The sequence below is a fragment of the Sediminibacterium roseum genome (assembly GCF_009939005.1).
GTDB classification, from domain to species: Bacteria; Bacteroidota; Bacteroidia; order Chitinophagales; family Chitinophagaceae; genus Sediminibacterium; species Sediminibacterium roseum.
In genome coordinates this window covers 1671685-1697061 of sequence record NZ_JAACJS010000015.1, presented here as the reverse complement: position 1 = coordinate 1697061, position 25377 = coordinate 1671685, and the positions used below count along the sequence as shown (strand labels likewise).

Sequence of the window (25377 nt, the reverse complement as noted above, 5' to 3'; positions counted from 1 at the left end):
CAGCATCAAAACTCATCTCATACCAATCATACTGAATCAGTGAAATCAACGATCAAGACCGGGCTCTACGCAGCCGTTGCCGCCTTTCTCACCTACACCATGATCTTCGGTTTCAGGAAATCGTATACGGTATGCACGTTCGACGGGCTGCGGTTTTTCGGGATCAATTATAAGATCCTACTCGTGCTGAGCCAGATGATCGGCTACCTCGCGGCAAAATTTTACGGCATCAAATTTATCTCTGAGCTGCAGCGGTTGGGCCGTTACAAGATCATCCTGCTGCTGGTTGGAATTGCGTGGGCAGCGTGGCTGTTCTTTGCCATTGTTCCTCCGCCTTACAACGCCGTATTTTTATTCATCAACGGCTTTCCGCTGGGCATGCTATGGGGCGTCGTGTTTTCTTACGTGGAAGGAAGAAGGAGCACCGATTTCATAGGAGCCGCGCTGGCAGTGAGTTTCATCTTTGCATCGGGGTTTGTAAAATCGGTTGGCGCCTGGCTGCTGCAGGCATTCAGCCTGTCTGAATTCTGGGTGCCGTTTGCAACCGGGCTCGTATTTGCAGTACCGCTTTTGTTTTTTATATGGCTCATCGAACGCATACCTCCACCCGATGAACAGGACATTGCCGCACGCATGAACCGTACACCCATGGATGCGGCCGACCGTAAAAAATTTGTGCGTAGTTTTTTGCCGGGGCTCGTTGCCTGCATCATCATCTATGGTTTTGCAACGATCTTCCGCGACATACGCGATAACTTCAGTGCAGACATGTGGAAGGAGATGGGCTATCTGAACCAACCCGCCATTTTCGTAAAAACAGAAACGACCATCACCCTGATTGTACTGGTGTTGATAGGCAGCATGGTGCTCATCAAAAACAGTTTCAAAGCGCTGATGGTTGCGCATGGGTTTATTGCAATTGGCTTTGTGCTCGCAGGTATCTCAACTTTTTTCTTCGTGCAGCAAAAACTGGATCCTGTGTGGTGGATGACGATGGTGGGACTGGGATTGTATATGGTTTACATTCCTTTCAACTCCGTTTTTTTTGAGCGACTGATCGCCGCGTTCCGTTTTACAGGCAATGTGGGGTTTCTTATTTACCTCGCGGATTCATTTGGTTACCTGGGAAGCGTGGGCGTTTTGCTGAGCAAAGAGATCTTCAAAGTAAAACTGAACTGGGTTTCTTTCTTTTCGAACAGCGTAATGGCGCTCTCGGTGATCGGCGTAATGGCAACGGTGTTTTCATTGGTCTATTTCAAAAAGAAAAAAGCAACACAGGAACGCACCGCATAACCTTGCGCTGCATCTTAAAGAAGCCGGGTAAGGACCACGCAAAAAAAATCGCGATCATCGTACCCGTACAGATACAACAACCACGACTTTCTGCTTTGTAAATCTTGTATAACGAAATACTGTTCCAGCCCGGCGCCTATTTACCGCCGGAATATTTTTTCTCCGCCTCTTTTGCTTTTTCAAAATCCAGCACTACGCCGTTGATGCAATAACGCAGACCGGTGGGTTTAGGGCCGTCTTCAAATACATGACCCAAATGGGCCTTGCATCTTCCGCATTCTACTTCTGTTCTTTTCATGCCATGCGAATTATCAGGCAGGTAGATCACGGAACTTTTGGAAATGGGTTCGTAAAAGCTGGGCCATCCGCAGCCGCTTTCAAATTTTGTATCGCTTTTGAACAACGGGTTACCACAGGCCGCACAATAATACGTGCCTATCTCTTTCGAGGTCTCGAACTTGCTGGTAAAAGGGCGCTCCGTTCCTTTCTGGCGCGCGATCTGGTAAACCTCGGGCGAAAGGCGTTGTTTCCATTCTTCATCGGAAAGTACAAGTCTGGAAGAATCGGTCCTGGAGTACGAAGGATTGTTTTTTTGTTCCATGCTGTCTGTTTTCTGGGCTTTTGTGTCAGATTTATTATTATAACAACCATACCACAGGAAGGTTGAAACGAGAAATGCGACCGGAAGTATTATATTAGTTTTTGTCATATCCATTGGTTTTTTATTAAAACAAGCTAAAATGAGCACGGGTTACGGGTTGGAAAACACCTTTTAAACTTACAGGCGATCGTTTCTAAAGGTTTTCCGCGTTTGTTAAATGTTTTTTAAAGTCAACGTCTTATATTTGTTCTTCACTCAAGGTAAGTAAGTACATGTTTAATATTATTCTGTTTGGTCCCCCGGGCAGCGGGAAAGGTACGCAAAGTGAAAAACTCATCGCGGCGTATGGATTAAAACATTTATCTACCGGTGATATTTTGCGGAGTGAGATCGCGAAACAGACTGCATTGGGACTCGAAGCAAAGAGCATCATGGACCGCGGGCAACTCGTTCCCGATGCCGTTGTGGTAGGAATGATCGCTTCTGCGCTCGATGCCAACCCGCAGGCCAAAGGATTTTTGTTTGATGGCTTCCCCAGGACCGTGGCCCAGAGCGAGGCACTGGATGCCCTCTTGAAAGAAAAAAATACCGAGATCGGCATCGTGCTTGCACTCGAGGTAAGCGAAGAGGAACTGGTTAACCGCCTGCTCAACCGCGGCCTCACCAGCGGCAGAAGCGATGATACCAACGAATCGGTGATCAGGGCGCGCATCAAAGAGTACCAGGACAAAACAATGGTGGTTTCAGACCACTACAACCGCTTCGGCAAAGTTGTGAACGTAAAAGGTGAAGGAAGTGTGGATGAAATATTTGCCTCGCTTTGCAGCGAAATAGATAAAAGGATGTCTTAATTAATAGCCACAACGTATTACAACCAACAACCAACTGCGAATCCCGCTTTTTTTTGCGGGATTTTTTTATGCCCCAAGCCAGGGAGTTCTTTGATTATTGGCAGGTAAATAGCACCCAATAAACCAAAAACAGTTCTACATTTAAGCCATGAACGATTTCAGGTCCTTTCTGCAGAACGATTACATCCCTTTGCTGCAAACACTGCAACCGCACCAGCAACCCAAATGGGGCAGGATGGATGCGCAGCAGATGGTAGAGCACATGCGTGATATTTTTAAACTGGCCAATGGCAGCATCAAAATGCCGTTGATGGACAAGAATCCGACGCACGTTGAAAAAAAGCGGGCGTTCCTGCTCACAGACCTGCCCTTTCCGCAACTGGCAAAGGGGCCAGGATTACCCGAAGACCCCATACCTCACCGCGCCGCGGGTATGGAGGAGGCATTGAAAAAATTAAAACCGGAAATAGATGCCATGTTTGCGGCATACGATGCCGATCCAGCCCTGCAACTGATGCATCCCGCATTTGGCGAGCTGGATTACGATCTGCAGATGCGGTACATGCAGAAACACGTGTTCCATCATCTCCGGCAATTCGGCCTGATAGATTAACTACCAATCGTTAGCTTTGTGTTTCATCCTCCGGGTTTTTGACGGCTGCGGTTGCCGCACGCCATTCCGGGATCTTTCAATTAAAAAATGAAATAGTCACATGCCCGCTCTAGAAAATTATATCCTCGGCAAATGGATCAAAGGTGATGGCGAAGGGCAATCGCTCTACAACGCAGTTACCGGCGAAGCGATCGCAACGGCTTCTACAAAGGGGCTCGACTTTGCCGCCATCCTGCAATACGCAAGAGAAAAAGGAAACCCCGCCTTGCGCAACATGAGTTTTCACGAACGCGGTGTAATGCTTCGTGCGCTCGCACTTTATTTGCGGGAGCATCTCGAAGAATTTTATAAGATCAGTTACCAGACCGGTGCAACAAAAGCAGACAGCTGGGTAGACATTGAAGGCGGCATCGGCAACCTTTTTTCCTACGCATCGCTACGCAGGAAATTCCCGGATACGCCGTATTGCCTGGATGGAGAAAACCACCCGCTTGGCAAAGCGAATACTTTTATGGGACACCACCTGCTTATCCCGAAAGAGGGCGTGGCGGTGCACATCAATGCATTCAATTTCCCGGTATGGGGCATGCTTGAAAAGATTGCAGTGAATTTACTCGCCGGTGTTCCGGCTGTGGTGAAGCCGGCAAGCGTTACTTCCTTTTTAAGCGAAGCAGTTGTAAAAAAGATAGCCGCATCGGGCATTCTACCCAACGGCGCGCTGCAGCTGCTTTGCGGGAGCGCAGGGGATATGCTCGATCATGTAACCTCGCAGGACGTGGTTACGTTTACAGGATCCGCTTCAACGGGCCTGATGCTCAAATCAGGCAAGCGCATCCTGGAAGAGAACGTGCCCTTTACCATGGAAGCAGATTCGCTCAACTGCATCGTATTGGGCCAGGATGTGGTTCCCGGTATGCCCGAGTGGGATCTTTTTATCAAAGAGGTGCGCAAAGAAATGACCACCAAATGTGGGCAGAAATGTACCGCCATCAGGAGGATCTTTGTTCCGGAAAACAAGATCGAAGACGTACAGATCGCATTGGGCAAGGCCCTTGCGCAAACAACCATCGGCAACCCGCTCAATGAAAAAGTGCGCATGGGATCGCTCGCCGGCGAATCGCAAAGGACGGAAGTAAAAGAACAGGTACAGAAACTGCTCGCATCATCGCAAATCATTTACGGCTCGCTCGACAGTGTTGAAGTAATTGATGCCGACGCACGCAAAGGGGCTTTTATGAGCCCGCTGCTCTTGCTCAACCATGATCCCTTCAACACAACCGAGGCGCATGAAGTAGAAGCGTTCGGCCCTGTATCAACGCTCATGCCTTACCGGTCCACAGCAGACGCCATAGCGCTTGCAAAAAAAGGGAAAGGCTCACTGGTGAGCTCCATCGTTACGGCAGACCCATCCATCGCCAAAGAATATGTGCTTGGCGCAGGTATGTACCATGGCCGTATCCTGATACTGAACGATCAGTGCGCCAAAGAAAGTACGGGCCATGGCTCACCGCTTCCTTTGCTGGTGCATGGCGGCCCTGGCCGTGCGGGCGGTGGCGAAGAAATGGGCGGCCTGCGTGGGGTAAAACATTATATGCAACGGGTGGCCATCCAGGGTTCGCCCGATATGATCACCGCGGTGAGCAATGTTTACCAGCCGGGCGCCACTGGAAAGAAAGACGGTAAACATCCGTTTAAAAAATATTTTGAGGAACTGGAGATCGGAGACCAGTTGGTAACAGAAAAAAGATTGATCACATCAGAAGACATCAACCGGTTTGCCGACCTGAGCGGCGATCATTTCTACGCCCATCTCACCAGCACCAATTTTGAAGGCACCATGTTTGAGCGCCAGGTGGCGCACGGCTATTTTATAATGAGCGCAGCGGCGGGATTGTTTGTTGACAGTTACGAGAAGAACCCGGTACTGCTGAATTATGGCATCGATGAACTTCGTTTTACAAAACCGGTATATCCGGGCGCAGAGATCTATATCCGTTTTTCATGCAAGGAAAAAATAGGACAGGAACAGAAACTCGACACCGATATTCCACGCGGTATCGTAAAATGGCTGGTGGAGATCTTTGATGAAACAGATGAAACGGTTGGTGTGGCCACTATTCTTACAATGGTGCAGAAAAAAGACGCGTAACAAAACGGCCGCGTCAGGGGCGAGGGTCCGCCGTACCGGAAGATCGCTGCACAAACGATGCAACCGCGATCAAACTCACGAACGAAGAAGTGTAAAACAAATACAGGTAAGGCACATCAATAAAACAATAAAAAACCACCAGGCTCAATTTGAAGACCGCGATGGGTAGATTGCGATCAGGAACTTTGTATTTCTTCCGCGCAAGAAGCCCTGAAATCATTGCCAGTAATGGCAGGCAGAAGGTAAGCACGATCAACAGGTAATGCAGCGTTTCTATTTTACCCGGCCCGAAAAACTTTGCAAGCCCGGGGCCCGTTGAAAAAACTTCGGGAGAATCGTTCCAGACGCGTGCGGTAAATGCTATGTAGGCGCCGGGTAATCCCATCATCGAATGAACAACAGCCGTTCCGAAAGGAAGCAGTACCAGCAATAAAAAACAAGCCAACCCCGTGAACGTAAAACGCAACAGGTTCTTCCACTCTTTTCTCCAGGCAAAATAAAGAAGCATCGCCGGCAACCAGCCGATCAATGCATACCTGCTCAGAACGCAAAGCGATGTGCAGATCCCGAGCAACCATATGTTTTCCTTATTTCGAAGCAGTACCATCGTAAGCAGCACGTAATAAAACACCACGATGCCTTCTTCGGTGTAGGCAACCAGTCCGGGTTTCTCATCAGTAAACAAAAAACAGAAAAGAAGGAACCCGCATAAAAAAACGAGCCAACTCGTTTTTTGCCTGAACGACACGCGCCACAGGAAGCATCCCAGCACAATAAAAAACAACAGTACGGTGAGCCAGCGCAGGTCTACCCGTAAAAATTCGGGCAAGCTGAAAGGCAGCCACATGGCCGGCAGGTAGATGGGAACCGTTCCGTTCCAGATCTCCTGTATGGGTGCGTAAACCTGCAACCAGTGGCCTGCTAAAAACCGCTGGCACATGACCTGTATGATGGGGAGCATGTCTGCAGAACGGTAGTCGGGCGGCTCTTCCGCCATTGTTTTTGCGCCGGCGTAACACATGGCCACCAATGCTGCGATGAGGATGACCCAGCGATAGCGGTTGGCCGTTGTTTTGAAATCAAAAATACGGCCCGTGTTGTTTTCATTTCCGGGTTTGGTGAACAGCAATACATACGAGATCGCAAAACCCGCAAGCGTATGTACCACGCTTGCCACTGCAACCAGCCATGGCAGGTGCAATGCATAGGTAACACAAAGCGTCTCCAGCAAAAATGCGGTCAGCAGGATGTTCTTTGTATTTTTCATTCAATACTAAGATAAGGAGTTTGGATTTGTGCCTGCAACACGGTGCATGCGTTAAGGCTTCTATAAAACAACGGATCACTTTTAACGGTTGCGTTCAAACGCCTAACTTAGTCGCATGCTTCAATTCAACACCGTACAAAAATTTTACGGAGATTTCCTGGCGATGGATATTCCCTCTTTATCCATTCCCAGCGGCGTGTATTGGTTGAAAGGAGAGAACGGATCGGGCAAAACAAGTTTCCTGAAAATGATCGGGGGACTTCATCCTTTCAACGGCGATATTTTACTGGATGGAACGAGCATCAAACGAAACCGTGTTTCGTTTTTACAAAAAGTAAACTATGCAGAGGCGGAACCTTTGTACCCGCAGTTTCTTACCGGAAAAGACATGGTGAATCTATACTGCAAAACGAAAAAGGCAGCTGAAAAAGATGCACTGCAGCTGCTTGAGCAATTGCATATTTTAGACGCCTGTCAAAGGCCCGTTGGCACTTACTCAAGCGGTATGCTGAAGAAACTGAGCCTGGTGCTTGCCTTCATCGGTAACGCCGAATGGATCTTGCTCGATGAACCGCTGATCACCGTAGACAAAGAAGCCGTTGCCGTGATCTGCAAGCTCATCAACGACCTGCATGCGGAAAGAAATACCTCGTTCATCATTACATCCCACCAGCCTTTCCAGCACGATGCATTGATGCCAACGATACCCATGATCGCTGCCAACAAAACGATACTGATCGGGCATGAATAAAATTGTATTGTCCATATTGCAACGCGTACTCGTCAATCATTTTTATAAGATCAATGCGGGATTCTTTCTTTTCTGGTTTTTTGTTTTGTTTGGTGTGGTGAGCGGCGGACAACTCATCAGCTATCATCTTTCCCTGATGCACGGCATGGTGCAGAGTCCTGTTTTTCTTGCCTGTGTTGTTGTGATCTGGTTGTTGTATACATTGAAATGTGTGAACTACATCACCAACCAGCTCAATAATCCTCGGCAACATTTTTTAGCTGTACTCAACAGGTTGCCGGATGGGCGGCAGTTTCTCTATATGCTTTATGTACACGCAATGGTGTACCTGCCCGTGCTGGTATACGCCGTTTCGGTAGCGGCTGTGGCGGCCAAAGAAAAATATTTTGTTTCGATGGCCGCGATTGCTGTATCAAACCTGCTGATGATCATTGGCGCTGCCTGGGTGTACTTTTCCTGTCTGCGGAAAAAAAATACCGGCATCCGCATTCGCCTCCCGCGCATACCGGTGCCCCGGCCGTTTTTTTCATTGTCGCTTTGGTTTATCCTGGATGAGAGAAAGCAGATGCTGCTTGTAACAAAGATCTTCTCTTTCCTGCTGCTGTATGCATTCATCGGTTTATACGAACCCGACAGGCCGGATCTGCGCCCGTTGTTGCTGATCATGTCTGTGGTAGCGGTGGCGCATGCGGCCATTGTTGCGCAGATCAGGGCGTTCGAAGAGGAGCGGCTCGTGTTCATCAAAAACCTGCCCGTAGCTTTCCTGCGGCGGCTGGGTATGATGTGGCTGCAGTATTTTGTACTTCTTCTCCCCGAATTCGTTTTTATGTGGAAGGGCTTCCCGGTTCATTTTCAAGCCGCAGATGTTCCCCAGGTAATGCTGCTTTCCATTTCCATACTTGCTTTTTTTCATGCTTTGTTATTGATGAAAGACACAGACATGGAGTCTTACTACAAGACCGTATTTGCAACCTGGGCGGTTTTGTTTTTTGTGTTGTTGTATGATCCGGGCATCGGTTTGGCCCTTTTGCTGCTTGTTGTTTCATCGGCCATTTATCAGTCGCATTTATACGATTTTGAGAAAAAAAGCCAATGACTTGTTGCCGATAGCTAACGGCTAACAGCTACATTTGCAACAAAACCACACACATGAAATTACTTGCAGGAAAAGTATCCATTGTAACCGGTGCCGCCCGTGGGATCGGCGCAGCCATCGCTTTAAAACTGGCGGAACATGGCAGCGATGTTGCCTTTACCTATGTGAGCGAAAGCAGCGCCGAAAAAGCAACGGCACTGGAAGCGCAGCTACAGCAGCTCGGTGTAAAAGCCAAAGCGTACAAAAGCAACGCCGGTATTTTTGAAGAGTGCGAAACATTTGTAAACGATGTGCTGAAAGAATTTGGTAAAATAGATGTATGCGTTAACAACGCCGGCATCTCTAAAGATAATCTCCTCCTCCGCCTCACGCCAGAGCAGTGGGATGAAGTGATGGACATCAACCTCAAAAGCATTTTCAACATGACCAAGCAGGTGATCAGGCCCATGATGAAAGCAAAGAGGGGGAGCATCATCAACATGAGTTCGATTGTTGGCGTGCGCGGCAATGCGGGGCAAAGCAGTTATGCAGCGAGCAAAGCCGGGATCATCGGTTTTTCAAAATCAGTGGCGCTCGAGCTGGGCAGCCGCAACATCCGTTGCAATGCGATTGCTCCCGGGTTTGTTGAAACAGACATGACACATTATTTGAAAGACGGCGATGGCGCAACCGAGTTCCTCAAAAAAATTCCGCTTGGCCGTTTTGGTAAAGCAGAAGAGATCGCCGATACCACGTTGTTCCTTGCCAGCGACATGTCGTCGTATGTTACGGGCCAGGTATTGAGCGTTTGCGGGGGGCTGAATATTTAAGCCTGCACTTATTTGGCCATAATCCTTTTTAATATTTTCCTTAAGCCGTCGACCGAAAGTTGACGGCTCTTTTTTAACCGTAACACAGTCCCGCCTCATTTCTCCAGCAGCAGGGTTTTGCGCGCAGGCGAGGCAATTGTTAAAGATTTGTTTACTTGCATTTCAAATAATCAATCCACTTATTTTTGCGTTCGTTCACCCTATCAATCAAGTAGATTTGGATGGACGGACTGAAAAAACTATCTTCACGCAAATGAGAGCACGGCGCAAAAAAGACCTTACGGCCCGTTATATTTCCTGCATCTTTATGATGCTGGCGCTCGCATGGCTTACCATCAGCTTACCAATTGTTTACTCCGCACAACAGATCACGCAGGAGAAAACATCAAAGACACAGCAGACTACGCAGGACGAAGAGTCTGACAACCCGCTCACCAACACCACCGAAGAAAAGACGCCAGGCAACTCAAATTCTTTTTCCGAAGAGTACCTGCACGATTCAAATCATACGGACCATTTTACCACAGAGCTTTCTATCAAGTACCATATAGAGCACTACGCTACTTATGTCGCATTTTACGGCGACCTGGAAACACCTCCACCCGACCAGGCTTAATTCCATCGGACATTACCATTTGTTACATGTTTAATTGTGCCATCGCGTTAGCGTGATGCATCATCCATGTGCCTCCGCATGTTCATGCATTGAACACTGCGTATGTAATGCCCGTGAAATAATCCTCCTTTACAAAATTTATTCAATGATGTACTGTAACGATGCCGTGTGCAATGCGCATACGTGTATCAATGCAGTGCCATAAATTATCAGTATATGAAATCGACATATGAAAAGCTTTTTGACGGAAACAGGAAATGGGTAGAAGACATGCTGGAAATGGATCCGGGGTTTTTTGAAAAACTTTCCAAAGGACAAAAACCGCCTGTATTGTGGATCGGTTGCTCCGACAGCCGTGTGCCTGCCAACGAGATCACCGGAACATTGCCGGGCGAAATATTCGTGCACCGCAACATTGCCAATATGGTTGTGCATACGGACCTGAGCATGCTCAGCGTGGTAGACTATGCTGTAAATGTATTGGGCGTAACAGATGTGATCGTTTGCGGCCACTACGGTTGTGGCGGTGTGATGGCGGCGCTGGGCAACAAACCAAACGGGCTGGTTGACAACTGGCTGCGCAACATCAAGGATGTGTACCGCCTTCACCAGCGTGAAATGGATTCGATCAGGGACGTTGATAAAAGAGCGGCGCGTCTTGTTGAATTGAATGTGATCGAACAGGTTTTCAACCTTACCAAAACAACCATCATCCAGAATGCATGGAGCAGCGGCAAACAACTCGCGGTTCACGGACTGGTATACGATATCGCGAACGGTGTTCTCAACGACCTGAAAGTTTCTGTTTCAGACAAAAGCGAACTGCCCAAGTTTTACGTAATGGACCCTGTTGTAAACTAAACCGTAAGCATCGGTGCACATGAAACGGTAAGGTTGTTTGATAAAGCGCAATGTCCGGCACGAATAAAAAAATTGTTTCTCCACAAAAGAGATAAAATATTCCGCGCCTTTCAAACTTCTTATTCCCTTCGTGTGCCGTAGTGGAATGTACAGACTTCGTGTGGATACGGACTTTCTAGTCCAACCTCTCCCGTCCAAGGTTCTTAGTAGTTACTTGGACCAGGGAATCCTCTTTCGGGGATTCCCTGCCGGAGATGGTTTCTGCACTTTGAATAATATCAACAACAAACGTTTAAAAAAACACGAAGACGCCAGGCGCGGCTGTTTGCCGGATGCCGGGTGAAAAACTAAAAACTAAAATGAAATCAAATCATCTTTTCAAAGAAATAAAAAGCGATCTGCCCGCGAGCATCGTGGTATTTTTTGTTGCGTTGCCATTGTGCCTCGGCATCGCCCTTGCATCGGGCGCCCCATTGTTTTCAGGGATCATTGCAGGCATCATCGGCGGAATAGTAGTAGGCGCAGCAAGCGGATCCAGGCTTGGTGTAAGCGGCCCCGCAGCGGGTTTAGCAGTGATTGTTCTGGGAGCGATCAATGTAACATTCGGCGGCGATTACAAAACTTTTTTACTCGCTGTTGTTTTATCCGGCGCAATACAAATGGCGCTCGGCTTTTTAAAAGCGGGTTTCATAGGGTACTTTTTCCCTTCTTCTGTGATCAAGGGCATGCTTACAGGTATCGGTTTGCTCATCATTTTAAAACAGATACCGCATGCATTGGGCTGGGACAAAGACATTGAAGGCGATGATGAATTTTTCCAGGCAAACGGGGAAAATACTTTTTCTGCCATAGGCAAAGCCTGGGAGTTTGTAACGCCGGGCGCTGTTTTGATTGCGGCGATCTCCCTTGCCATCTTGATCTTCTGGGATAAAGTGCTCTCCAAAAAACACAGGTTCTTCCAGATCTTACAGGGACCGATCGTTGTTGTGGGACTTGGTATACTGATGAATTATCTTTTTCAGAACGGCACGCTCAATTTTTCGCTGAAGCCCGACCAGGTGGTGAAGCTTCCCGTTCCCGGGAGCGTTGCGGATTTCTTCGGCCAATTCACTTTTCCTGATTTCACGCAGTTTACAAACCCGGCCGTGTACCAGGTGGCGTTTGTGATCGCCATTGTGGGAAGCCTTGAAACATTGCTGAGTGTAGAAGCAACAGACAAACTTGACCCGCTGAAAAGGATCACGCCAACCAACCGCGAATTAAAAGCCCAGGGACTTGGAAACATCATCTCGGGTTTGATCGGTGGACTTCCTATCACACAGGTGATCGTTCGCAGTTCGGCCAACATCACCTTTGGTGCAAAAACAAAAATGTCGGCGGTTATGCATGGTTTCTTCCTGCTCATCAGCGCCATCTCCATCGCTGGTGTGCTGAACATGATACCGCTGGCGAGCCTTGCCGCCATCCTGTTGATGGTGGGATACAAACTTGCCAAGCCATCCCTCTTCAAACAGATGTACAAACTCGGGTGGGAACAGTTTGTGCCGTTCACTGCAACGGTTGTGGCCATTCTGGCAACGGACCTGTTGAAAGGAATTACGGTAGGTATACTTTTCGGGATCTTCTATACACTCCGTCACAGCTTCCGGAACTCGCATCATATGAAAGATGTGGTTACTACACAAGACGGGCAGGAGCAACACCACATCGTACTCGCGGAAGAAGTTTCGTTCTTTAATAAGGCGAGCGTTATGAATGCGCTGGATAAAATTCCAAACAATTCAAAAGTGGTGATCGATTGCAGCAATTCAAAATCGATCGCATACGATGTTGTTGAACTGATACAGGAATACAAAACCAATGCGCTCAATAAAAACATACAGGTGCAAACCATCAATTTTATTGAACCCGGTTTCGCGGCATCTCCGCACTAGCGTTGGACCAAAGATGTTTGTTTAGGCGACATGCCCCCCCCGGTTGATTGAAACGTCCCTGCGAAGGGGCGTTTTTTTTGTGTATTGAAAAGCGCCAACAGGCTCGAAAACAGAGGGCTGGCGGAAGGATCTGCGGGGTAAGGTTTAAAAAGGCTTCCGGCCTTACGGTAAACATGCTACCTTCATGTATCATGAAAACATACGAAGTACTTCTCCAGGAAAACAAGGAATGGGCCAAAGGGAAAACCGATCTCGACCCGGAATATTTCCAAAGGCTGTCGCTCCTGCAAACGCCCGAGTTTTTATGGATCGGTTGCAGCGACAGCCGTGTGCCTGCCAATGAAATAACCAATACGCAACCCGGTGAGATTTTTGTACACCGCAATGTTGCCAACATGGTGGTGCATACCGATGTGAACCTGCTCAGCGTTCTTGATTACGCCGTATCGTACCTGAAAGTAAAACACGTGATCGTATGCGGCCACTATGGATGCGGCGGTGTAAAAGCGGCCATGACCAACCACGATTACAGGCAGGTGCTCAACATGTGGCTGCGCAACATCAAAGATGTTTACCGGTTACACAAGGATGAGCTCGACAACATCGGCGATGAGGAAAAAAGATGCGACCGCCTCGTGGAGTTGAATGTAAAGGAACAGGTACAACACCTCGCTAAAACATCCATCATCCAGCGCGCGTGGAAAAACGAACAGCGGCCCGATCTGCATGGATGGGTATATGGCCTGAAAGACGGTATCATCAATCCCGTATTTGAAATGAAGGCGGGAACGCATATTGACCCGTTGTATGAATACGATGACCTGTAACTGGTTGAACTGCTGCCATCTTCTCCGCCTAATACCTGCCGGGAATAAACGAGCAGGATCTGCGAAGGAATTCAATAATTGATGTTCTTCCGTTTGATATACGCGTGCCAGAATACAAATGCCGCTACCGTCCTGTTTGGCCGCCACGCCTCTGCGAGCGCAAGGATCTCATCGCGCGTGGCATTGGATATTGTTTTTACATGACGTACACTGTTCATCAGCGCAATATCGCCCGTAGGAAAAAGATCTGTGCGGTGGAGCACCATCATCAGGAAAACATCTACCGTCCAGTTGCCGATGCCCTTGATCTTTGTAAGCGCCTCGCGGATCTCATCGTCGGGGAGATGCTGTAATTTTTTCAACGACAGCTCCCCGTTCTCTATTGCAGTTGCCAGTGCGCGGGCATAGCTGGTTTTCTGGCGACTGAAATAGCAGGCCTTTAATTCTGCATCAGACAATCCCAGTAATTTTTTGGGTGTTACCGTTCCGATCTTTTCTTTCAGTTTTACCAGGGCCGCCTTTGCTGAGGCGAGCGAAACCTGCTGCTCGAGAATGATGTGGATCAATGTTTCAAAACTGGCTTTCCTGCTCCATACCGGCGGATAGCCATATTCTTTGAGAATGGCGGCGATGTGTGCATCTTGTTTGGCGAGATGATCGCACAACAAATAAAAACTGGTTTCATCGAATGAAGCAGGCCTGCGTTCGGGCATAAAACGGTTATGGCTTTTTTGCCTTGAATTTTTTGATGAATTCCCTGCTGAAATCACTCAATATCAGTTTGCCGCTGATGGCCGCCCTTTCCGGCAACAGCTCGTCCCAATGCTCTGTTCCTTTCCACAACACCTGTTTCAGTTCGTGCATGGCAGCCGGCGATGAGTGGGAGAGCGTGTTCGACAACCGCGCGATCGAATCATCGGCCCCTGCAATATCTGCGTGCAGCTCCGCGAACAATCCTTTGCGCCGCGCCCAGTCTGCCGATCTCCACATGGAGGCATCTATGGCGAGTTGTGAGAATGCAGAGAGCCCCAGTTTTCTCTCCACCGCGGGCCCTACCACAAACGGGCCGATGCCTACGGCGAGCTCGCTCAGTTTTATGTCTGCGCCCTCTGCCGCGATCGCATAATCCGCAGCAGCGGCGAGCCCCACGCCGCCCCCGATGCATTTGCCCTGTATGCGTGCAATGATAAATTTGGGGGCCTTGCGCATTGCATTGATCACATCGGCAAAGCCGGAGAAAAATTTCAGTCCCTGTTCTTCCGTGCCGATGGCAGCAAGCTCATCAAACGAGGCCCCCGCACAGAATATTTTCTCGCCGGCGGAGCGCAGGATGATCAGTTTTGTGTCTTCGTTCAACCCCTCACTGTGGATCGCTTTGGCGAGTGCATTCAATAGTTCGCCCGGAAGCGAATTGCTTTGCGGGTGAAAAAATTCTATCGTGGCAATGTTGCCGTTTCTTTCGGTTTTTACGTAGCCTTCTTTGCGTTCTTCGATCATCCTGCGAAGTTATTGAATCGTTTGCGAAGGAGTTTAAAAGCGGCCCATAATTATGCGGCGGATATTCCGGCCAACCTTTGATAGAAATGGGATATTTTATTTCACGAAGGAAAGGATCTCTTCCAGGTAAGTGCGGTCATTGCTCAACCGTGGAATTTTATGCTGTCCGCCCAGCTTGCCCTTGCTTTTCAGCCAATCGCGGAAAACGCCTTTGTAAAGGGAGCGAACGTGCGGAAGTGTGAGTGCAATGTCTTTGTAACGTTTTGCCTCGTAATCGCTGTTGAGCGATTTGAGTGCGCAGTCCAGTTCGTAGGCAAACTGTTCTGTGTGCTCAGGCGCTTCGTCAAACTCGATGAGCCATTCGTGTGCGCCTTTCTGGTTGTCGCCGAAATAAACGGGCGCCGCCGTATAATCGTTAACGATCAACCCCGTTTTTTGTGAGGCGATCGCGATGGCCTTGTCTGCATTATCAGAGATCACTTCCTCGCCAAACGCGTTGATGTATTGTTTCAACCGCCCGCTCACCTTGATGCGGAACGGGAACCTGGAAGTGAACTGCACCGTATCTCCCACCAGGTAGCGCCACAAACCGCCATTGGTGCTGATCACCAGTGCGTAGTTCTTTCCTGTTTCCACTTCTTTCAAACCAATGGTGCGTGGATTGGGTTTGCCGTATTCTTCCACGGGCATGAACTCGTAGAAGATGCCGTGGTTCAAAAACAACAGCATCCCGTCTTCATCCGGGTGGTCCTGCGCAGCAAAAAAACCTTCGCTTGCATTGTACATCTCGAGGTAATTGCATCCTTCGCCGATGATCTTTTCAAACTGTTCGCGGTAAGGAACAAACGATACGCCGCCATGAATGTACAGTTCCAGGTTGGGCCATACTTCTTTCAATGTTGATTTGCCGGTGATCTCAAGGATGCGTTTGATTAGGATCATCGTCCAGGTAGGAACGCCCGATATTGAGGTTACATTTTCTGAAATGGTAGACTGTGCGAGCATTTCAATCTTTCCTTCCCATTCATCCATCAATGCGATCGAAAGTTCCGGCGTGCGTATCCAGTTGGCCCACATGGGTGTGTTCTGCAGCAATACGGCGCTCAGGTCGCCATACTGCATCTCATCGTTCACCTTGCTGATCTGGTGGCTGCCCCCGATCACGAGCCCTTTACCTGTTAACAGGTCGCTGTCTACGTTGTAATTGTAATACATCGTAAGCACATCTTTCGCGCCCTGGAAATGGGTGTCTTCCAGGCTTTCCTGTGTAATGGGGATGAACTTGCTTTTATCGCTTGTGGTGCCGCTGCTCTTGGCGCACCAGTTAACGGGTGTGTTCCAGAGCAGGTTCTCTTCGCCTTTCATGAGGCGGTCGATATAGGGTTTGAGGTCGTTGTACTCCTGTATCGGCACATGTTCCTTGAACTTGCGGATGTTGAACAGCTCGCGGAAACCATATTTGCGGCCAAATTCGGTGTACTGCCCGTGGGTAACGAGGTCCTGTAATACCTCGCGCTGCGAATCAATGGGATTGGAGATCCATTGTTCGATGCGCCAGTGACGGAACCTGGCCAAACGGGATATTGCCGGACTCAACAGTTTCATAAGGGGAACCATAGCAAAATAAGGAAAGAGATCGAGATTTGCAATGAAATTAGCGGGAATCGTAAGCCGCGAATCCTGCATGGATGGCCCGCCCGTTGCAGTATTGCCCTAATTTTGCACCAATGACAAAAAAGATATTTGCGCGCCAGCAGGAGATCACCGCCGCTTTTCTGGAAGAGATCGATAAACACCTGCTCGACATCGTGGAGGGGCGCGCCACCGAGATGTTCGAGATCAGGGACCTGGCGCAGTTGCTGCACATTCACCCCACGCATCTTGCCAATACCGTTAAACAGGCAACCGGAAAATCGGCCTGTTACTTTTTTGAAGAAAAGATCCTCACCATCGCAAAACGCATGCTCGGGGAGAATACGATGCCGATCAATGCCATCGCTTCCCTGCTAACGTATGATCCGTCCAATTTCACCAAATTCTTCAAACGCTTTACCGGCGAAACGCCGAAAAATTACCGCAACCGCGTTCTGGCGCAACAAATGGCCCAAAAAACTGAAACTGTCACCATTTAACCTGTAACTATCACCATTCCCGGTGCCCTTCCCGGTCTGAACTTTGTGGCATTGATTATTAAAAGACAAAAAAATGACACAAACGAAAATTGCCCTGGTAACCGGCGGTAGCCGCGGACTGGGAAAGGATATGGCCATCAACCTCGCAAAAAAAGGGCTTGCTGTGGTGCTCACCTACAACAGCAGGAAAGATGAAGCAGATGCGGTTGTAAAACAAATTGAACAATCCGGGCAGAAAGCCGCGGCGCTTCAACTGAATGTGGGCGATGCAAAAAGCTTTGACGCATTTGTTGCGCAACTGGCGGAAGTACTGCCCGCTGTTCTTGGTGCAGGCAAGATCGATTTCCTCATCAACAATGCAGGTATCGGTTACCATGCATCTATTGCTGAAACGGAAGAGGCGCAGTTCGACAGTCTCGTGAACATTCATTTCAAAGGGCCGTTCTTCCTCACACAAAAATTACTGCCTTTGATGAACGATGGCGGCGGTATCGTGAACATCTCAACCGGTCTTGCACGGTTCAGCCTGCCTGGTTATGCTGCATATGCATCTATGAAAGGCGCCATGGAAACACTTACCAAATACCAGGCAAAAGAACTCGGCGCAAGAAAGATCCGGGCCAATATTGTAGCGCCCGGTGCCATTGAAACAGATTTCAGCGGGGGCGCTGTGCGCGACAATGAAGCGCTGAACAAAATGATCGCATCAGCCACATCGCTGGGCAGGGTTGGGCTGCCGGAAGATATTGGCAGTGTTGTAGCCTTCCTCTGCACAGACGATGCACGATGGATAACGGCACAACGGATCGAGGTTTCGGGTGGACAGATGTTGTGATGGCAACACCCCAACCCTTACAATCAAAAAGGCCGATGATCTTAACATCGGCCTTTTTGATTGGTGTTGGTTGAATGCTTATTGTTCAAGTTCGCTGTTCGCCGTTTTTGGTTCCGTGTTCGAAAGGATCCAGTCTTTCCGTTTCAATTCAAAATTGGTTCCAAGGTAGAGCCTGCGCACTTTTTCATCGTCTGCGAGTTCCTGTGCAGAGCCATGTTTAAAGATCTTTCCTTCGATCAATAAATAGGCGCGGTCGCAGATAGAGAGCGTTTCATTTACATTGTGATCGGTGATGAGGATGCCGATGTTTTTCAATTTCAGCTTTGCCACCACGCTCTGTATGTCTTCTACCGCAATAGGATCCACACCGGCAAAAGGTTCATCAAGCAGGATGAATTTGGGGTCAACGGCCAGGGCCCTGGCGATCTCCGTTCTTCTCCTTTCACCACCGCTCAAACTGTCACCGTTGTTTTTGCGCACATGGTGCAGGTTGAACTCATCGAGCAGCGATTCCAGTTTCTGTAAACGCGCCGCCTTGTTGAGTTTCGTCATCTCCAGCACGGCAAGGATATTGTCTTCTACCGAGAGTTTCCTGAACACGCTTGCTTCCTGCGGCAGGTAGCCAATGCCCATCTGCGCACGTTTGTACATCGGGAGTTTGGTGATGTTGAGCTCATCCAGGAAAACACTTCCTTCATCGGGTTTGATCAACCCCACCACCATATAAAAAGTGGTGGTTTTGCCGGCGCCGTTCGGTCCAAGCAAACCAACGATCTCGCCCTGTTTCACATTGATGGAAACATTGTTTACAACGGTTCGTCCCTTGTAACTTTTTTGCAGCGATTGCGTGGTAATGGTAAGACTCACGGGAAAGTGTTTAGGCAAATGTAGCAGTTATGCTGTTGAAATAGGTGGAGGCGGTTCATCTTAACACATGTTTTTCTTGAGAGATGGCGTATATTGCAGGGGTTTTTACGTTTTGGAACCAGGGATGTAAGGGGGGAATAAATCTTACTGATCCTGGTATGATCTCAACACCCGGCAAACAAAACCGGAGGAACAAAGGCTTACAAAATCACCACATGAAACTGACAGAGCACATACAACAGGCAAAAGACACACTTATTTCGTTCGAAGTATTGCCACCATTGAAAGGAAAAACGATCAACTCTTTATACGACCATCTCGATCCGCTGATGGAATTCAAACCCTCATGGATCAATGTTACCTACCACCGCAGCGAATCGATGTTCAAAAGAAAAACGGATGGCACTTTTGAAAAAGTGGAGGTGCGCAAACGTCCCGGAACGGTGGGCATCTGCGCCGCCATTATGAACCATTACCAGGTTGATGCGGTGCCGCACATCATCTGCGGCGGTTTTACAAAAAGAGAAACGGAAGATGCGTTGATCGACCTCGATTTCCTGGGCATCGACAACCTGTTGGTGCTGCGTGGCGACGCTGCCAAAAACGAAGCGGCGTTTGAACCCGAAGTGGGTGGCAACAACTACGCCATCGAACTGCTGCAGCAGGTAAACAATATGAACAACGGGATCTATCTCGATGAAGACATCAAGAACGGCGGTAAAACGAAATTCTGTATGGGTGTTGCCGGGTATCCCGAAAAACATTTTGAAGCGCCAAACCTGGAGGTAGATTTGCTCAGGCTGAAAGAAAAAGTAGACGCAGGTGCAGAATACATTATGACGCAGATGTTCTTTAACAACGAGCGTTTTTATGAGTTTGTAAAAGCCTGTAAAGACATGGGCATCAACGTTCCGATCATCCCGGGATTGAAACCCATCACCAATAAAAAACAATTGTCGGTGCTGCCCAGGATATTTCATGTAGACATCCCGACCGATCTTTCAAACGCCATCAACAAATGCAAAACCGACCAGGAATGTGAGCAGGTGGGTACAGAATGGCTGATCCAGCAAAGCAGGGAACTGAAAAAATTCGGCGTGCCCGTATTGCACTATTATACCCTGGGGAAACCGAAAGTGATCTGGAACGTGGTGAAAGAGATCCGGTAGGAAAAAGGCCAATTTGTTTTAACCAGGAGAAAGAAATACTGACAAAAAACGATCATGAGCAATCATGATCGTTTTTTGTTTATCGGTCTTCTTAAAAAGGTCAGTTCTTCGCCGATGCTTTCCGCTTCGTTTCAATCAGGTCGTCGAACTGCTCGAGGCTAAGTTGTTTCGCGATGATGCGTTTGTCTTTGTCCAGTAGGTAAATGGTTGGTGTTTTCTGAATATCGTAAGCCTGGCGGTAATTGATCTTTCCTGCCCGTTCGCCTGCTGTGCGGGCCTCGGTGGTTTCGTAGGCATGAACCCAGCCGCTCAGGTTTTTTTCGCCGATGAAACGTTTCCACTCGGGAAGGTTGTTGTTGTAAATATCAACCGAATAAACAGCTACGCCATACCCTTTCCATTTAGCCCTGTAAAAAGAATCCAGGCGGGGAATTTCTTCTTTGCAATGGCCGCAATTGGGATCCCAGAACGCCACTACGGTAAACGGCGCCTGGAGGTTGTAGAGCGATGCCGTTCTTCCTGTTGTATCTGTAAGATCGAGCGGCGCCGCAGGTAAACCGATCTGGTTCGCCATCAGGCTGTACGCCCTTTCCGTAATGGCCTTACGTGAGGCCGGGTTGAGCAACATCGTATCTCCCTTTGCATAAAAATTTTCATAGAGCCATACAAATACTTTGTCCTGGCCCATGTATTCGGGGTTCATGTATTTGTTGGTGAACTTGGTAAGCAGGTATGGATAGATCTCTTTGCCGCTTCTTGCCGAAAGCAGGAAATATTTTACTTCTTTGATAATGGAATCGGGTTCGGGCGATACCATTGTTTTCATGTATTCGTTCAGCTTCGGCTCAAAGAACGGGGTGCGGAGAAGGCGGTCGTCGTTAAACAGCACATCATCCCAATAATGTTGTTTTACATAGCGGTAAGGATAGGTAGAATCGGGTTTGCCGTTTACCACCGGAATGGCCGGTGTTTCGGGTCTGCGCATAGCCGTAAGCAGAAACGCGAGCAGGGAGTTTGGGTTTTTTTTGATCGTTTCGTTCCAGTAATCTTTGATCTCCTTATCTGTTTTGATGAATTCTGCGCGGTACTTCGCCGAATCCTCTTTTGTTTTCGAATTGACAAAGCCCTGCTCCGCCTGCGCATGCCGGCGGCCCTTGTCGTCCATAGCAGCCGAGTAGGCCTTGAACAGGTCGTTATCGGGCGAGCCCATGATCACTTCCCGGCCTTTCAAAGCGGTATCGGCAACAATGCTGAACTGCTGTTTGTTATCCATCAGCAACTGGAACAACATGGTTTTTTGCGGGGAAACCACGAAATAAATCCCCCCCGTAAGTTTGGTACTGCCTTTGAAAACGCCCCTGCTGTTCCCGTCAAGGATAGCAGAATCCATCAGCGCCATGCTCTCACCATAAAAACTGCCCAGGTAGATCTTTGCGTTCTTGATCGGCGTTAAAGTAATGCTGATGTTTCGTCCTTTCGGAGCCGCCGGTGCGGCCGTTTTCTGCGCCGATGCACCGAGTGTACAGAATAAAACGAATGCAGTAAAAATAGATCGCCTCATATGATTGAATTGGTGGTAAAATTAGGGTGATTGAAGTTAACCTGTTGTAAAAACTGGCCGCAAGCCAACCGCATTAAGCAAGGAAGGCCCCGGGGTTTAACCGGTTTGTGCGAACGTTTTCTGCCCGACGAATAAAAAAGCCGTGATCCGCGGCAATAGCTCACTGCTGAAAAGCTACCTTTGCCGCCGTGAGAAAACAAAAAAAACAAGTTGTTTTGGAAAACCTGGCCGTGCTCGATTACGCGGCAGAGGGCAAATCGCTGGCAAGGGTTGATGGGAAAGTCGTGTTCATAGAAGGCGCCGTACCGGGTGATGTGGTGGATGTACAGTTATCGAAGAACAAAGCCGATTGGGCGGAAGGGCATACCGTAAAGATCCATTCGCTTTCGCCCGACAGGGTCACGCCGTTTTGCCAGCATTTCGGCGTTTGCGGCGGTTGCCAGTGGCAGATGTTGCCCTATGAAAAGCAACTCTTCTACAAACAGAAACAGGTGAACGATAACCTGTCACGCATTGCCAAAATACCTTTGCCCGAAATGAGCCCCATCATCGGCGCAGCACAAACAAGGGAATACCGTAACAAGATCGAGTACACCTTTGCCACTTCCAGGTTCATACCCGCCGAAGCGTTCAGGAAAATGAAGGCAGAGGGCGTTTTTCCGCAAGACCAGCCGGGCGCAGGCGGTTTTCATGTGCGTGGTTTTTTTGATAAAGTGGTAGAGATAGACACCTGCCACCTGCAGGCCGAGCCAACCAACCTCATCCGCAAAGCGGTGGCGAAATTCGCGGTAGACAACCACCTTCCTTTTTACAATGTACGCAGCCACCAGGGCTGGCTACGAAATATGTTCATCCGCAACAGCACCACGGGCGAATTGATGGTGAATGTGATCCTGGGGTACGAAGATGAAGAGAACCGGACCAGGCTGCTGAACCAGTTGTTGCAGCAGTTTCCTGAGATCACCACATTGCTGTATACCATCAACACAAAAAAGAACGACAGCCTTACCGACCTTGAGCCGCAGGTATACAGTGGCAAAGGGTACATTACCGAAAAGCTGGAAGATTTTTCTTTTGTGATCAGCCCGAAATCCTTTTTCCAGACAAACACAAAACAGGCAGAGAAACTTTACCAGGTAACACGCGATTTTGCGGAACTCGATGGCAGCCAGGTGGTGTACGACCTCTATTGCGGCACCGGAAGCATCGGCATTTTTGTGAGCAGGCTCGCCAGGAAAGTGATCGGGGTGGAGGTTATAGAAGACGCCATCACCGATGCGAAGAAAAATGCCGCGCTCAACGGCATCACACACGGTTCTTTTTTCGCGGGCGATGTGATCGATATCTGCGATGATGCCTTTTTTGCGGAGCATGGCCGCCCCGATGTGGTCATCACCGACCCGCCACGCGCCGGCATGCACGAAAAGTTGGTTAAAAAACTGCTCGACATTGCCGCGCCAACCGTTGTTTATGTAAGTTGCAACCCGGCAACACAGGCCCGCGACCTGGCGATGCTCGATGAAAAATACAAAGTAGAAAAGATCCAGCCCGTAGATATGTTTCCGCATACGCTGCATATAGAAAATGTGGTGCAGTTGAAACTGAAGACGCCTCTCTGAAACAGCGTTACCTTTTGCGTGGGGGAGAAGATTAACGGCCGATGAAATAATGTTACCGGTAACACGTTCTTAAGATATGAAAATGAAGAGCCCAGTATTTATAAAAAAAAGTAAACAACCCCTGTCACAATTCCAATCAAGGGAGCAGGGGACCGGGAGGGCAGGCATATGACAGAGTTCCGTCCCTCCCGTTTCCAGATCCTTCCGCCTGTTATCAAAAACCTGTTGATCATAAACGGGTTGGTGTTTTTAGCGCAGAGCACATTTCCCGAAGCTACCAACGGGTTCTCGATCGATGATACATTTGCCCTGCATGCATGGCAAAGTGAGCTGTTCAAACCCTGGCAAGTGCTTACGCACCTGTTCATGCACGGGGGCAACCTGTTCAAACTGGAGATCGGCCATATCTTTTTTAACATGCTCGCCTTGTGGATGTTCGGCTCGGTGCTCGAAAACCTATGGGGATCGAGAAGGTTCCTTACGTTTTATCTTGCCAGCGGACTGGGTGCGGCGCTTATACACCTGTTGTTTTTAAGCTGGGAGCTTGCGCCTGTGATCAGCGATTACCAGCGGATCGCTCAGCTGCATATGTCGGGAAGGATCGAAGAAGAGGCGCAGTTGATGGTTCGTTTTCTTGAGAAATATAATTTAAGACCGAGTTTCAGTTTTTACCAGCAGCAACACCCCAACTCGGTAACAATGGATACCGTTTTTGAAGACTTTACCCGGGCCTACCAGGATGTTAAACTGAATACACCAACCGTAGGCGCAAGCGGCGCGGTGTTTGGCATTCTTGCCGCATTCGGTTATCTCTTCCCCAACACTTATTTATATGTTTATGCGCTGATCCCGATCAAAGCAAAATGGTTCGTGCTGATCTATGGCGCAATTGAACTGTGGCAGGGCATCCAGAACTCAGCCGGCGATAACGTGGCTCACTGGGCCCATATTGGCGGGGCGGTGGTTGGATTATTAATTGTGATCACCTGGAACAAAACGAATAAAAAAACGTTTTATTAATAAGCTGCGGGCCAAAGGCTCCCTGCCCGGGGAACCGCAGCTTACCATAACCTCAACAATAAACAACACCCAATGACCAATCGCAAAATTCTACTCGGCCAGGACAACAATGCCCTGGTGTTGCTTTTTGCAGTGAACGCTTTGGTGTTTGTGTTTATCAATTTCATCAAGATCATTTACTATTTGTCTGATATACCCGTAGAGTTCTTTTACAGGCAGATCCTCAACTGGTTTACCCTGCCTGCGCAGATGGATGTGTTGGTGTCGCGGCCCTGGACAATCTTCGTTTACATGTTCACGCACCACAGTATCTGGCACCTCATCAGTACCAGTTTATGGCTCTGGTGCTTCGGGTACATTTTGCAGGATCTTGCCGGCAACAACAAGCTCATTCCTGTATACATCTACGGCGGCCTGGTTGGCGGAATGGTGTTCCTGCTTGCCAATAACCTGGTACCCGTTCTCGAACGAAACATCGCAACCACGGAACCCATGCTGGGTGCGGGCGCCGCGGTAATGGCCGTTGCGGTGGCCACTACAACCCTGGCACCCGATTACCGGATCTTCCCGTTGATCAATGGCGGCATCCCGCTCTGGGTACTTACCGCCATTTTCGTGGCCATTGATTTTGCAACATTGTCGGGCGCAAATGGCGGCATTGCAGCGGCACATTTATCGGCGGGCGCCATCGGCTATTTCTTCATCAGGCAGCTTCGCCGGGGTAGCGACTGGGGTGCATGGATGAACAACCTGGTGGATTGGTTCAACGATCTTTTCAACCCGGAAAAAAAACACAGGAAATCATCTGCCAAAGACAAACTGCATTACAACGCCGGTAAAAAACCATACGAAAAGATCTCCAACATAACCCAGCAAAAACTGGATGCCATACTCGACAAGATCAACCAGCAGGGCTACCAGTTCTTAACGGAAGAAGAAAAAGAATTTCTGAAAAGAGCGGGCAGCGAGGAGTTGTAGTAATACAAATGGGAAAGCGTAAATAAGTTTA

24 protein-coding genes are annotated in these 25377 nt (G+C 48.8%); 17 read left to right on the top strand and 7 right to left on the bottom strand.

The annotated features are described in order from the left end of the window. The first annotated feature begins 39 nt into the window (after positions 1-39). The gene (locus tag GWC95_RS18560) at positions 40-1293 is read left to right on the top strand and encodes a DUF5690 family protein (protein WP_161820203.1); all 1254 of its coding nucleotides are present in this window, start codon (positions 40-42) and stop codon (positions 1291-1293) included. A 136-nt stretch (positions 1294-1429) separates the two neighbouring features. Here the strand turns inward: GWC95_RS18560 and msrB are convergent, their stop codons facing one another. After that, positions 1430-1894, bottom strand: a complete 465-nt coding sequence (gene msrB / locus GWC95_RS18555; RefSeq protein ID WP_237722209.1) for a peptide-methionine (R)-S-oxide reductase MsrB — start codon at positions 1892-1894, stop codon at positions 1430-1432. Positions 1895-2166: 272 nt separating this feature from the next. Between msrB and GWC95_RS18550 the strand changes: the two genes are divergently transcribed. From GWC95_RS18550 to paaZ, 3 genes are all read left to right on the top strand, one after another. Continuing rightward, entirely contained in the window at positions 2167-2745 is a 579-nt protein-coding gene (locus GWC95_RS18550) for an adenylate kinase (RefSeq protein WP_161820201.1), read from the top strand. Positions 2746-2893: 148 nt separating this feature from the next. Next, positions 2894-3358 (top strand): DinB family protein, encoded by a 465-nt coding sequence (locus GWC95_RS18545; protein WP_161820200.1) that lies wholly within the window; start codon positions 2894-2896, stop codon positions 3356-3358. Positions 3359-3458: 100 nt separating this feature from the next. Then, positions 3459-5507, top strand: a complete 2049-nt coding sequence (paaZ, locus tag GWC95_RS18540; protein WP_161820199.1) for a phenylacetic acid degradation bifunctional protein PaaZ — start codon at positions 3459-3461, stop codon at positions 5505-5507. A 13-nt stretch (positions 5508-5520) separates the two neighbouring features. Here paaZ and GWC95_RS18535 read toward each other — a convergent pair whose 3' ends face one another. Continuing rightward, a complete protein-coding gene (locus GWC95_RS18535) occupies positions 5521-6774 on the bottom strand; it encodes a hypothetical protein (RefSeq protein ID WP_161820198.1) in 1254 nt (417 codons plus the stop codon). A 115-nt stretch (positions 6775-6889) separates the two neighbouring features. On the opposite strand from GWC95_RS18535, the gene GWC95_RS18530 reads away from it, so the two are divergent. The 7 genes from GWC95_RS18530 to GWC95_RS18500 all read left to right on the top strand — a co-directional run bounded on the left by GWC95_RS18530 (position 6890) and on the right by GWC95_RS18500 (position 13668). After that, entirely contained in the window at positions 6890-7525 is a 636-nt protein-coding gene (locus GWC95_RS18530; RefSeq protein WP_161820197.1) for an ABC transporter ATP-binding protein, read from the top strand. Further along, a complete protein-coding gene (locus GWC95_RS18525; RefSeq protein ID WP_161820196.1) occupies positions 7518-8621 on the top strand; it encodes a hypothetical protein in 1104 nt (367 codons plus the stop codon). Before GWC95_RS18530 ends, GWC95_RS18525 begins: the two co-directional genes overlap by 8 nt. Before the next feature lie 53 nt (positions 8622-8674). Then, complete coding sequence (fabG, locus tag GWC95_RS18520; protein ID WP_161820195.1) at positions 8675-9430, top strand: 3-oxoacyl-[acyl-carrier-protein] reductase; 756 nt, start codon at positions 8675-8677, stop codon at positions 9428-9430. Positions 9431-9683: 253 nt separating this feature from the next. After that, complete coding sequence (locus tag GWC95_RS18515; RefSeq protein WP_161820194.1) at positions 9684-10046, top strand: hypothetical protein; 363 nt, start codon at positions 9684-9686, stop codon at positions 10044-10046. A gap of 216 nt (positions 10047-10262) precedes the next feature. After that, a complete protein-coding gene (gene can / locus GWC95_RS18510) occupies positions 10263-10907 on the top strand; it encodes a carbonate dehydratase (protein ID WP_161820193.1) in 645 nt (214 codons plus the stop codon). Positions 10908-11266: 359 nt separating this feature from the next. Next, entirely contained in the window at positions 11267-12841 is a 1575-nt protein-coding gene (locus GWC95_RS18505; RefSeq protein WP_161820192.1) for a SulP family inorganic anion transporter, read from the top strand. A 191-nt stretch (positions 12842-13032) separates the two neighbouring features. Continuing rightward, on the top strand, positions 13033-13668 hold the full coding sequence (locus GWC95_RS18500; protein ID WP_161820191.1) for a carbonic anhydrase: 636 nt from the start codon (positions 13033-13035) through the stop codon (positions 13666-13668). Between the two features lie 71 nt (positions 13669-13739). On the opposite strand, the gene GWC95_RS18495 is transcribed toward GWC95_RS18500, so the two are convergent. The 3 genes from GWC95_RS18495 to GWC95_RS18485 all read right to left on the bottom strand — a co-directional run bounded on the left by GWC95_RS18495 (position 13740) and on the right by GWC95_RS18485 (position 16770). After that, positions 13740-14381: a DNA-3-methyladenine glycosylase family protein gene (locus tag GWC95_RS18495; protein ID WP_161820190.1), complete on the bottom strand. Its 642-nt coding sequence runs from the start codon at positions 14379-14381 to the stop codon at positions 13740-13742. Between the two features lie 7 nt (positions 14382-14388). Then, entirely contained in the window at positions 14389-15165 is a 777-nt protein-coding gene (locus tag GWC95_RS18490) for an enoyl-CoA hydratase/isomerase family protein (protein ID WP_161820189.1), read from the bottom strand. A gap of 96 nt (positions 15166-15261) precedes the next feature. Continuing rightward, on the bottom strand, positions 15262-16770 hold the full coding sequence (locus GWC95_RS18485) for a GH3 auxin-responsive promoter family protein (protein WP_161820188.1): 1509 nt from the start codon (positions 16768-16770) through the stop codon (positions 15262-15264). A gap of 122 nt (positions 16771-16892) precedes the next feature. Between GWC95_RS18485 and GWC95_RS18480 the strand changes: the two genes are divergently transcribed. Both GWC95_RS18480 and GWC95_RS18475 read left to right on the top strand, forming a co-directional pair. After that, the gene (locus tag GWC95_RS18480) at positions 16893-17297 is read left to right on the top strand and encodes a helix-turn-helix domain-containing protein (protein WP_317164131.1); all 405 of its coding nucleotides are present in this window, start codon (positions 16893-16895) and stop codon (positions 17295-17297) included. A gap of 73 nt (positions 17298-17370) precedes the next feature. Continuing rightward, complete coding sequence (locus tag GWC95_RS18475) at positions 17371-18132, top strand: SDR family NAD(P)-dependent oxidoreductase (RefSeq protein ID WP_161820186.1); 762 nt, start codon at positions 17371-17373, stop codon at positions 18130-18132. A 78-nt stretch (positions 18133-18210) separates the two neighbouring features. Here GWC95_RS18475 and lptB read toward each other — a convergent pair whose 3' ends face one another. Next, positions 18211-18999 (bottom strand): LPS export ABC transporter ATP-binding protein, encoded by a 789-nt coding sequence (lptB, locus tag GWC95_RS18470; protein ID WP_161820185.1) that lies wholly within the window; start codon positions 18997-18999, stop codon positions 18211-18213. 215 nt (positions 19000-19214) lie between these two features. On the opposite strand from lptB, the gene metF reads away from it, so the two are divergent. Next, a complete protein-coding gene (gene metF, locus GWC95_RS18465) occupies positions 19215-20168 on the top strand; it encodes a methylenetetrahydrofolate reductase [NAD(P)H] (protein WP_161820184.1) in 954 nt (317 codons plus the stop codon). Positions 20169-20268: 100 nt separating this feature from the next. On the opposite strand, the gene GWC95_RS18460 is transcribed toward metF, so the two are convergent. Continuing rightward, entirely contained in the window at positions 20269-21729 is a 1461-nt protein-coding gene (locus GWC95_RS18460; protein ID WP_161820183.1) for a DUF5106 domain-containing protein, read from the bottom strand. Positions 21730-21944: 215 nt separating this feature from the next. On the opposite strand from GWC95_RS18460, the gene rlmD reads away from it, so the two are divergent. From rlmD to GWC95_RS18445, 3 genes are all read left to right on the top strand, one after another. Continuing rightward, complete coding sequence (gene rlmD / locus GWC95_RS18455; RefSeq protein WP_202630312.1) at positions 21945-23348, top strand: 23S rRNA (uracil(1939)-C(5))-methyltransferase RlmD; 1404 nt, start codon at positions 21945-21947, stop codon at positions 23346-23348. Positions 23349-23516: 168 nt separating this feature from the next. Then, on the top strand, positions 23517-24368 hold the full coding sequence (locus tag GWC95_RS18450) for a rhomboid family intramembrane serine protease (RefSeq protein ID WP_161820181.1): 852 nt from the start codon (positions 23517-23519) through the stop codon (positions 24366-24368). Positions 24369-24440: 72 nt separating this feature from the next. Continuing rightward, entirely contained in the window at positions 24441-25346 is a 906-nt protein-coding gene (locus GWC95_RS18445) for a rhomboid family intramembrane serine protease (protein ID WP_161820180.1), read from the top strand. Positions 25347-25377: the final 31 nt, after the last annotated feature.

Coding starts and splice junctions, on each gene's coding strand:
- msrB (WP_237722209.1), bottom strand. CDS start 1,894: ATGGAACAAAAAAACAATCCTTCGTACTCCAGGACCGATTCTTCCAGA.
- GWC95_RS18550 (WP_161820201.1), top strand. CDS start 2,167: ATGTTTAATATTATTCTGTTTGGTCCCCCGGGCAGCGGGAAAGGTACG.
- GWC95_RS18545 (WP_161820200.1), top strand. CDS start 2,894: ATGAACGATTTCAGGTCCTTTCTGCAGAACGATTACATCCCTTTGCTG.
- paaZ (WP_161820199.1), top strand. CDS start 3,459: ATGCCCGCTCTAGAAAATTATATCCTCGGCAAATGGATCAAAGGTGAT.
- GWC95_RS18535 (WP_161820198.1), bottom strand. CDS start 6,774: ATGAAAAATACAAAGAACATCCTGCTGACCGCATTTTTGCTGGAGACG.
- GWC95_RS18530 (WP_161820197.1), top strand. CDS start 6,890: ATGCTTCAATTCAACACCGTACAAAAATTTTACGGAGATTTCCTGGCG.
- GWC95_RS18525 (WP_161820196.1), top strand. CDS start 7,518: ATGAATAAAATTGTATTGTCCATATTGCAACGCGTACTCGTCAATCAT.
- fabG (WP_161820195.1), top strand. CDS start 8,675: ATGAAATTACTTGCAGGAAAAGTATCCATTGTAACCGGTGCCGCCCGT.
- GWC95_RS18515 (WP_161820194.1), top strand. CDS start 9,684: ATGAGAGCACGGCGCAAAAAAGACCTTACGGCCCGTTATATTTCCTGC.
- can (WP_161820193.1), top strand. CDS start 10,263: ATGAAATCGACATATGAAAAGCTTTTTGACGGAAACAGGAAATGGGTA.
- GWC95_RS18505 (WP_161820192.1), top strand. CDS start 11,267: ATGAAATCAAATCATCTTTTCAAAGAAATAAAAAGCGATCTGCCCGCG.
- GWC95_RS18500 (WP_161820191.1), top strand. CDS start 13,033: ATGAAAACATACGAAGTACTTCTCCAGGAAAACAAGGAATGGGCCAAA.
- GWC95_RS18495 (WP_161820190.1), bottom strand. CDS start 14,381: ATGCCCGAACGCAGGCCTGCTTCATTCGATGAAACCAGTTTTTATTTG.
- GWC95_RS18490 (WP_161820189.1), bottom strand. CDS start 15,165: ATGATCGAAGAACGCAAAGAAGGCTACGTAAAAACCGAAAGAAACGGC.
- GWC95_RS18485 (WP_161820188.1), bottom strand. CDS start 16,770: ATGAAACTGTTGAGTCCGGCAATATCCCGTTTGGCCAGGTTCCGTCAC.
- GWC95_RS18480 (WP_317164131.1), top strand. CDS start 16,893: ATGACAAAAAAGATATTTGCGCGCCAGCAGGAGATCACCGCCGCTTTT.
- GWC95_RS18475 (WP_161820186.1), top strand. CDS start 17,371: ATGACACAAACGAAAATTGCCCTGGTAACCGGCGGTAGCCGCGGACTG.
- metF (WP_161820184.1), top strand. CDS start 19,215: ATGAAACTGACAGAGCACATACAACAGGCAAAAGACACACTTATTTCG.
- GWC95_RS18460 (WP_161820183.1), bottom strand. CDS start 21,729: ATGAGGCGATCTATTTTTACTGCATTCGTTTTATTCTGTACACTCGGT.
- GWC95_RS18450 (WP_161820181.1), top strand. CDS start 23,517: ATGACAGAGTTCCGTCCCTCCCGTTTCCAGATCCTTCCGCCTGTTATC.
- GWC95_RS18445 (WP_161820180.1), top strand. CDS start 24,441: ATGACCAATCGCAAAATTCTACTCGGCCAGGACAACAATGCCCTGGTG.